6 protein-coding genes and 1 pseudogene are annotated in these 8,705 nt (G+C 66.5%); all 7 read left to right on the top strand.

The features are described from left to right. Positions 1-1,382: UDP-N-acetylmuramoyl-tripeptide--D-alanyl-D-alanine ligase (locus tag H8S47_RS18310; RefSeq protein WP_187505206.1), on the top strand; the 1,382-nt coding region annotated here is incomplete at its 5' end. After that, a complete protein-coding gene (gene mraY, locus H8S47_RS18305) occupies positions 1,383-2,453 on the top strand; it encodes a phospho-N-acetylmuramoyl-pentapeptide-transferase (RefSeq protein WP_056486650.1) in 1,071 nt (356 codons plus the stop codon). It abuts the gene before it with no gap. Beyond that, entirely contained in the window at positions 2,450-3,826 is a 1,377-nt protein-coding gene (gene murD, locus H8S47_RS18300) for a UDP-N-acetylmuramoyl-L-alanine--D-glutamate ligase (protein ID WP_187505205.1), read from the top strand. Before mraY ends, murD begins: the two co-directional genes overlap by 4 nt. 26 nt (positions 3,827-3,852) lie before the next feature. Beyond that, positions 3,853-5,073, top strand: a complete 1,221-nt coding sequence (locus tag H8S47_RS18295; protein WP_398457795.1) for an FtsW/RodA/SpoVE family cell cycle protein — start codon at positions 3,853-3,855, stop codon at positions 5,071-5,073. Continuing rightward, positions 5,070-6,212 carry an undecaprenyldiphospho-muramoylpentapeptide beta-N-acetylglucosaminyltransferase gene (gene murG, locus H8S47_RS18290; RefSeq protein ID WP_187505204.1) on the top strand — a complete coding sequence of 381 codons (1,143 nt, stop codon included), beginning with the start codon at positions 5,070-5,072 and terminating at the stop codon, positions 6,210-6,212. The genes H8S47_RS18295 and murG overlap by 4 nt, the downstream gene beginning before the upstream one ends. Continuing rightward, entirely contained in the window at positions 6,209-7,627 is a 1,419-nt protein-coding gene (gene murC / locus H8S47_RS18285; RefSeq protein WP_187505203.1) for a UDP-N-acetylmuramate--L-alanine ligase, read from the top strand. The genes murG and murC overlap by 4 nt, the downstream gene beginning before the upstream one ends. Positions 7,628-7,677: 50 nt before the next feature. Continuing rightward, positions 7,678-8,631, top strand: a pseudogene (gene murB, locus H8S47_RS18280) (UDP-N-acetylmuramate dehydrogenase); the annotation flags it as partial. Between the last annotated feature and the right edge of the window lie 74 nt (positions 8,632-8,705).

The raw sequence follows: 8,705 nt of genomic DNA, 5'->3' as shown, positions 1-8,705 counted from the left end.
GGACTTCAGTTGAGATCGCTGCCGCTACCGGTGGTGTGGCGTCTGGTGACTTCTCCGTTACCGGCGTCGCCTTCGACTCGCGCGAAGTCGGGCCCGGTGATCTCTTCGTCGCGATGAAGGGGGAGGCCAGCGATGGCCACCTGTTCCTCGACCAGGCCTTCGCCCAAGGCGCGGCGGGGGCGATAGTGTCCGAACCTTGCGACCATCCGCACGTCCTTGTTGCGGATAGCTTCATCGCGTTGCAGGCACTCGGCCGCGCCAGCCGGGCGCGCTCCACCGCCAAGATCATGGGTGTCACCGGGTCCGTCGGCAAGACCAGCGCGAAGGAGGCGCTGTTCGCGTGTCTCGACCGCGCAGCCCCCGGCGAGGTCCATCGTTCGGTCAAGAGTTACAACAACCATACCGGCGTACCGCTCAGCCTCGCCCGCATGCCGCGCGACGCGAAGTTCGGCGTGTTCGAGATGGGGATGAACCACGCCGGTGAGCTTGCCGAGCTGACCCAACTCGTGCGGCCGCACATCGCGATGATCACCGCGATCGCCCCCGCGCATACCGCGTTTTTTCCCGACGAGAGCGCGATTGCGGATGCGAAGGGGGAGATCTTCGCCGGGCTTGAGCCGGGCGGAACGGCGATCGTGCCTTATGACAGCCCTCACCGCGATCGGCTGCTCGGCCATGCTGCGCCGCATGCCGCGCACATCGTCACGTTCGGCAGCGAGAAGGGCGCCGATGTCCGTGCGATCGAGGCGATGCGGCTGCCGACCGGCGGGACGTTCGTCACCGCGCGGATGGGGCAGGGGGCGGAGCACGAGCTGAGCTTCACGATCGCGCAGCCCGGCGCGCACTGGGTGTCGAACGCGCTCGGCGTGCTGGCGTGCGTGCAGGCGGCCGGCAGTGATCTTGGATTGGCCGGGCTGGCACTTGCCGAACTCGGTGGGCTGCAAGGTCGCGGCGCACGATCGCTGGTCAGCGTCGGCGAAGGCCAGGCGCTGGTGATCGACGAGAGCTACAACGCCAACCCTGCATCGATGCGCGCGACGTTAAGCGTCCTCAGCCACGAGCTGGGCCGCCACATCGCGGTACTCGGCGAGATGCGCGAACTGGGCGAGGGCTCCGACGACTATCACGCCGGCCTCGCCGAGCCCATTCTCGCCGCGCGCGTCGAAATGGCGCTGCTGGTCGGTGAAGCGATGGCGCCGCTAGCGCAGGTGCTTGAGAGACAGATCGAAACCGTCCATGTGGGCGACGCTGCGGCCGCGCTCGCGTCGTTACGGACGATCCTGGCGCCGGGCGATGTCGTGCTCGTCAAGGGATCGAACGGGGTGGGCCTCGCCCGCGTCGTGGCTGGTCTACAAGCTGGCCTCAAAGGCGGGATTAACTGAATGTTGTACTGGCTCGCCGAGCATCTGGGGTTTCCCGGCCTGCTGAACCTCATCCGGTATCAGACGGTGCGGACCGGCGGTGCGGTGGCGACCGCGCTGATCATCGGCCTTATCATCGGGCCGAAGTTCATCGGCTGGTTGCGCGTGCGGCAGGGCAAGGGGCAGCCGATCCGCGCCGACGGCCCGCAGTCGCATCTTTCGAAGCGCGGCACGCCGACGATGGGCGGGCTGATGATCCTGACCTCGATGTGCCTCGCGATCTTCCTGTGGATGGACCTGAGCAATCCGTATGTCTGGGCGTGCGTGTTCGTGACGCTGGGCTTCGGGACGATCGGGTTCCTCGACGACTATGACAAGGTGCGTAAGGCGAGCACCGCGGGGATCAGCGGGCGGACGCGGCTGCTGCTCGAGTTCGCGATCGCGGGGATCGCCGCGACGATCATCATGTCGCAGAACGGGCCGCATCTGTATCTGCCGTTCACGTCGCGCATGTACCTCGATCTGGGCTGGTTCTTCCCGGTCTTTGCCGCTTTCACGATCGTGTCGTTCGGCAATGCGGTGAACCTGACCGATGGGCTCGACGGGCTGGCGACGATGCCGGTGATCATCGCCAGCGTCGCGTTCATGGTGATCGTGTATCTGGTCGGGAACGTGAAGTTCGCGGATTACCTCGGCATTCCTCATGTCCCTCGTGCGGGTGAACTGGCGATCTTCTGCGGGGCTATCGTTGGGGCAGGGCTCGCGTTCCTGTGGTTCAATGCGCCGCCGGCCGCAGTGTTCATGGGCGATACCGGGAGCCTCGCGCTCGGCGGCGCGCTGGGGACGATCGCGGTCGTCGCGCATCACGAGATCGTGCTGGGGATCATTGGCGGGCTGTTCGTGATCGAGGCGCTGTCGGTGATCATCCAGGTGTTCTTCTACAAGCGCACCGGCAAGCGCGTGTTCCGGATGGCGCCGATCCACCATCATTTCGAACAGCTCGGCTGGGCCGAGGCGACGGTGGTGATCCGCTTCTGGATCATCGCGCTGGTGCTGGCGCTGGTCGGCCTTTCGACGTTGAAGCTGCGGTGATTATCGCGAAGGCCTGGCGCGGGAAACGCTATGCGGTGCTGGGGCTGGCGCGGTCTGGGGCTGCGGCTGTTCGGGCGCTTGTGGCTGGTGGCGCGCAGGTCGTCGCGTGGGATTCGGCCGAGGCCGAGCGCGCCGTCTTTGCTCCCTCTCCCCTGCGGGGAGAGGGTTGGGGTGAGGGGCAGCCCAGCAATGTTGCGCTCGGAACAGCCCCTCACCCAACCCTCTCCCCGGAGGGGAGAGGGCTCGTGGACGTTGCGCCGTTGGATGATCTGTCGGGCTTCGACGCACTCGTCGTTTCGCCGGGAGTGCCTCTGAACACGCACCCGCTCGCCGCAACCGCGCGCGTAGCCGGCGTCCCCGTTATCGGCGACATCGAGTTGTTCGCGCAAGCCCGCGCAGACCTCCCCCCGCACAAGGTCGTCGGCATCACCGGCACGAACGGCAAGTCGACCACCACCGCGCTCGTCCACCATATCCTCAAGACCGCGGGCATCCCCACGCTGATGGGCGGCAACATCGGCCTGCCGATCCTTGAGCAGCAGCCGCTCCCCGAGGGCGGCGTCTATGTGCTCGAACTGTCGAGCTATCAGATCGACCTGACGCAGACGCTCGATTGCGACGTCGCGGTGCTGCTCAACATCACGCCGGATCATCTCGATCGCTATGACGGCTTCGAGGGCTATGCGGCGTCGAAGACGCGGTTGTTCGCGATGCAGTCGGTCGAGCATGACGCGGTCATCGGGATCGGCGATGCGCCGTCCGCGCAGATCGCGCGCGGTCTGTCGGCGAAAGGCGAGCATCTCACCAAGATCGCGCCGGGCGTGTGCATGGATCAGAGCAACTGGCCCGCGCTCCAAGGTCCGCACAACGCACAGAATGCGCTCGCGGCGATCGCGGTCGTGAAGGCGCTGGGCGTGAGCGAGGTCGACATCGACCGCGGCCTCACCAGTTTCTCCGGCCTGCCGCACCGGATGCAGCAGATCGCGTCTTATGGGGGCGTCGCCTATGTCGACGACAGCAAGGCGACCAATCCCGAAAGCACCGCGCCGGCGCTCGCCGCGTTCGACCGCGTCCACTGGATCATCGGTGGGCGCGCGAAGGGCGACGACCTCGACGCGTGCAAGCCCGCTTTCGGCCACGTCGTCCGCGCCTACGCGATCGGCGAGGCGGGGCCGCGGTTCGCCGAAATCCTGAAAGATTCCATGCCGGTCGAGAACGTCGGTACGCTCGACGCAGCCGTCCGCAGTGCCGCAGCCAACGCGAAGCCCGGCGACACGGTGTTGTTATCCCCCGCTTGTGCTAGCTTCGACCAGTTTCGCGATTACGAAGCGCGCGGGGCGGCGTTCCGCGCTGCGGTGGAGTCGCTGGCATGACCGATTTGCGCGCTGGGGCCATGGATATGGGTGTGTCCGGACAGAAGACCGGCATCGTCGCCAAGATGAAGCGGCGCGGTGGCCGCGGCGATCAGTCGCCGCTCGGCACGTGGTTCTGGGATATCGACCGGATGCTCCTGCTGTTGACGCTGTTCTTGATCGCGATCGGCCTGATTGCGGTCGCCGCAGCATCGCCCGCGAGTGCGGTCCGCTATTCGGGCGAGCACCACAAGATCGCGCCGCTATACTATTTCTGGCGACAGTTGATGTGGGTCGGCGTGTCGCTCCCCGTGCTGTTCGGCGTGTCGATGATGCCCGTCTCGATGGCGCGGCGGATGGCGATCGGCGGGTGCGCGCTGTTCGTGCTGATGCTGATGGTGACGCCGTTCATCGGGGTCGAGGCGAACGGCGCACGGCGCTGGCTCGGCGTCGGATTCGCGCAGTTCCAGCCGTCGGAGTTCCTGAAGCCGCTATTTATCGTCACGGTCGCGTGGCTGTTGTCGCTACGTGCGAAGGATGCCGAGCTGCCGACCGTGCTGATCACCGGCGCGATGACCGCAGGCGTCGCGGTGCTGCTGATGCTGCAACCCGATTTCGGCCAGACGATCATCTTCTGCTCGGTCTGGATGGCGCTGCTGATGATCGCGGGGACGCCGGCCAAGGTCATGCTCGGCCTCGTCGCGATGGCGCCGGCGGGGCTGATCGCCGCGTATGTCTTCTACGGCGTGGCGCGGTCGCGGATCGATGCGTTCCTGTTTCCGGGTGTCGAGGGCGAGGGCGCGGGCGACCATTTCCAGACGAATGCGGCGCATAATACGCTGACCGCGGGCGGCTGGACCGGGACGGGGCCGGGCGCGGGTGCGGCGAAGTTCGGGCTGCCCGAGGCACATACCGACTATATCTTCTCGGTGATTGGCGAGGAGTTCGGGCTGATCGCATGCTCGGTGATCGCGGTGATCTTCCTCGCGATCGTGGTGCGCGTGTTCGTCAAGTTGTTGGACGAGCAGGACGAATTCAAGCTGCTGGCCTCGGCGGGCCTCGCCACGCAGTTCGGCGCGCAGGCGCTGGTGAGCATGGCGGTCAACACCGGCCTCGCGCCATCGAAGGGTATGACGCTGCCGTTCATCAGCTATGGCGGGTCGTCGATGATCGCGTTGTCGGTCGGCATGGGGTTGCTGCTGGCGTTTACCCGGCGCAATCCGTTTCTCACGCGGAGCCCTTATGTCGTCCGCTGGAGTGGTGAATGAGTAAGCATTATGTCCTAGCAGCCGGTGGCACGGGCGGACACATGGTCCCGGCGGCGGCGCTCGCGGCCGAACTGACGAAGCGTGGCCACCGCGTTGCGCTGGTCAGCGATGCGCGCGGAGTACGGTTTCCGGGGCTGTTCGAGGACATCCAGACGCATGTCTTGCCGGCGGGACGTTTTACCGGCGGGCCGCTCGGCTGGGCTCGGGCCACGCGGGAGATGTGGCGCGGGCGGGCGATGGCGCGCGAACTGTACCGGACCTTCAAGCCCGCCGCCGTGATCGGCTTTGGCGGCTATCCTGCGTTGCCGGCGTTGCTGGCGGCGTTCGCGGACAAGATTCCAACGGCTGTGCATGAGCAGAACGCGGTACTGGGTCGGGTGAACCGGTTCGTCGCGGGTCGCGTCGATGCGATCGCGACCTCGTCCGAGCCGACCGAGCGCCTCGCGCCCAAGCTGCTGGGCAAGGCGCATCTGGTCGGCAATCCCGTGCGCGAGGCGGTGCTGGCGCTGCGCTCGCGGCCGTATCCGCTGCTGGAGGAAGACGGCATCTTCCGCGTGCTCGTTACCGGCGGTAGCCAGGGGGCGAGCATCCTGTCGCAGGTCGTGCCCGACGGTCTGGCGATGCTCCCGGTGACCTTCCGGCGGCGGTTGCAGGTGACTCATCAGGCGCGGATCGAGGATATCGACGCGGTCCGCGCGAAGTACGCCGAGCATCATATCCCGGCCGAGCTGGCGACGTATCTGCCCGATATGCCCGAGCAACTGGCCTGGGCGCATCTGGTGATCGCACGCGCGGGCGCTTCGACGATTTCGGAGCTGACCGCGGCGGGGCGTCCGGCGATCCTGGTTCCGCTGCCGGGCGCGACCGACGACCACCAGACCGTGAACGCGCGCGAGATCACGCGGGCGGGCGGCGCGCGGACGATCGCGCAAGAAGACTTTACCGCAGTGGAACTGGCCAAGCAGATGCAGAAACTCGGGCTCGATCCGGCGGCGTTGCAGAATGCGGCGGGGCGTGCGCGCAGTTGCGGAAGGCCGAACGCGGCGAGCGATCTGGCCGATCTGGTCGAGAGCCTGGATGCACCGTTGTCGCGGATTCCGGTCGGCGCGCCCTCCAAGCCCAAGGCGCAGTTCGCATGAAGGGCGTCGCAACGGATATCGGCACGATCCACTTCGTCGGGATCGGCGGGATCGGCATGTCGGGCATCGCCGAGGTGATGAAGAACCTCGGCTACCGCGTGCAGGGCTCGGACGTGGCCGAGGGCTATGTCGTGCAGGGGTTGCGCGACAAGGGCATCCCGGTGGCGATCGGCCATGCCGCGTCGAACATCGGCGATGCCGCGGTGGTGGTCGTGTCGACCGCGATCGTGCGCTCGAACCCCGAGGTCGAGGCGGCATTGAACGCGCGCGTGCCGGTTGTGCGGCGTGCCGAGATGCTGGCTGAGCTGATGCGGTTGAAGTCGACCGTCGCGGTTGCCGGGACGCATGGGAAGACGACGACGACGTCGATGGTGGCGGCGCTGCTCGATGCGGGCGGGGTCGATCCGACGGTCATCAATGGCGGGATCATCAACTCGTACGGCTCGAACGCGCGATTGGGTGCGAGCGACTGGATGGTCGTGGAGGCGGACGAGAGCGACGGCAGCTTCCTGCGGCTCGACGGCACGATCGCGGTGGTGACCAACATCGATCCCGAGCATCTCGACCATTACGGCTCGTTCGAGGCGGTGAAGGATGCGTTCGTCGAGTTCGTCGAGAACGTGCCGTTCTATGGTGCGGCGTTGCTGTGCCTCGATCATCCGGAGGTGCAGGGGATCCTGCCGCGGGTGCGCGATCGTCGGGTCGTGACGTATGGTTTCTCGGCGCAGGCGGATGTGCGCGGGGTGGAGGTTACGCCGATCCCGGGCGGCAATCGTTTTGATTGCGTGGTGCGCGAGCGGGATGGTGCGACGCGGACGATCTCGGGAATCGAGATGCCGATGCCGGGGCGGCACAACGTCCAGAACGCGCTGGCGGCGATCGGCGTGGCGCTGGAACTCGGGATTGCGGATGCGACGATCCAGCAGGGGTTTGCCAAGTTCGGCGGCGTGAAGCGGCGGTTCACCAAGGTTGGCGAAGTTGCCGGTGTCACGATCATCGACGATTACGGGCATCACCCGGTCGAGATCCGGGCGGTGCTGGCGGCAGCGCGCGAGGGTGTGAAGGGTCGCGTGATCGCGGTGGTGCAGCCGCATCGCTATTCGCGGCTCGGCAATCTGATGGAGGATTTCCAGACTGCGTTCAACGATGCGGATCGGGTTTTGGTGACGCCGGTCTACGCGGCGGGTGAGGCGCCCGTGGAAGGCGTCGATGCCGAGGCTTTGGTCGAGGGGTTGAAGCGGCGCGGGCACCGGTTCGCGGGTGTGGTCGCGGATGCTGATGCGCTGGCGGTAGAGTTGGCGGCGACGATCGAGACTGACGACATGGTCGTGTGCCTCGGCGCTGGCGACATCACGAAATGGGCGGCTGGCCTCGCTGACGCGATCGCTGCCGAACGTGCGAAGGTGATGGCGTGAGTGGCGCGTCGCAAATTCTCCCCGGTACGGGGAGGGGGACCATGCAGGGCATGGTGGAGGGGGGCGTCCACGAGCGTAACGCTTCTGGCAGCGCCCCCTCCACCGCCTTTGGCGGTCCCCCTCCCCGTGCCGGGGAGGATCTGCGTGGTACTCTGACGGCTAATGGCAGTCTGGCGGACTTTATCTGGTTTCGTACAGGTGGCCCGGCGGAGTGGCTGGTGCGGCCTGCGGATGTCGAGGATTTGGCGGAGTTGCTGAAGGCTCTCGATCCTTCGACGCCGGTGCTGCCGGTTGGTGTAGGCTCGAACCTGATCGTGCGCGATGGCGGCGTGCCGGGGGTCGTTGTGCGATTGCCTAAGGCGATGGCCAAGGTTTCGGTGCAGGACGGCCGCGTTCGTGCGGGGGCGGGGGCGATGGGGATCACCGTTGCCAGCGCTGCGCGGGACGCTGGAATTGCCGGGCTTGAGTTTTTGCGCGGGATTCCGGGGACGGTTGGGGGTGCGGTTCGGATGAACGCGGGGGCTTATGGTCGCGATGTCAGCGATATTCTGGTCGAGGCTACCGTTGTCACGCGGGACGGGTCGGTCGAGACTTGGTTCGCTGAGAAGCTTGGTTTCACCTATCGGCATTCTGACCTTCCCGCTGGTGCGGTTGTAGTCGAAGCCGTCTTCTCCGGCACGCCCGGCGAGCCAGCTGTGATCGGTGCAGAGATGGATCGGATTGCCGCCGAGCGTGAGGCTTCGCAGCCTCTCCGTTCGCGGACGGGCGGGTCGACGTTTAAGAATCCCGAGGGGCATAAGGCTTGGGCTTTGATCGACGCGGCGGGGTGTCGGGGGCTGACTCGCGGCGATGCGCAGGTCAGCGAGAAGCATTGCAATTTCCTGCTGAACCTCGGGTCCGCGTCGAGCGCGGAAATCGAGGCGCTGGGTGAAGAGGTACGGGACAGAGTGAAGGCGCATTCGGGGGTGACGTTGGAATGGGAAATCCAGCGGGTTGGGGTCGCTGCTCCCTCTCCCCTGCGGGGAGAGGGTCGGGGTGAGGGGCAGCCAAGCAGTGCAGCGCCTGGAACTGGGGGGCG

The sequence above is a fragment of the Sphingomonas albertensis genome (assembly GCF_014358075.1).
In the GTDB taxonomy this organism is placed as follows: domain Bacteria; phylum Pseudomonadota; class Alphaproteobacteria; order Sphingomonadales; family Sphingomonadaceae; genus Sphingomonas; species Sphingomonas albertensis.
This window is presented reverse-complemented; position numbering and strand designations above follow the sequence as displayed.

What these genes read in the sequence shown, in the direction of transcription:
- mraY (WP_056486650.1), top strand. Translation starts at nt 1,383, where the DNA reads ATGTTGTACTGGCTCGCCGAGCATCTGGGGTTTCCCGGCCTGCTGAAC.
- H8S47_RS18295 (WP_398457795.1), top strand. Translation starts at nt 3,853, where the DNA reads ATGGGTGTGTCCGGACAGAAGACCGGCATCGTCGCCAAGATGAAGCGG.
- murG (WP_187505204.1), top strand. Translation starts at nt 5,070, where the DNA reads ATGAGTAAGCATTATGTCCTAGCAGCCGGTGGCACGGGCGGACACATG.
- murC (WP_187505203.1), top strand. Translation starts at nt 6,209, where the DNA reads ATGAAGGGCGTCGCAACGGATATCGGCACGATCCACTTCGTCGGGATC.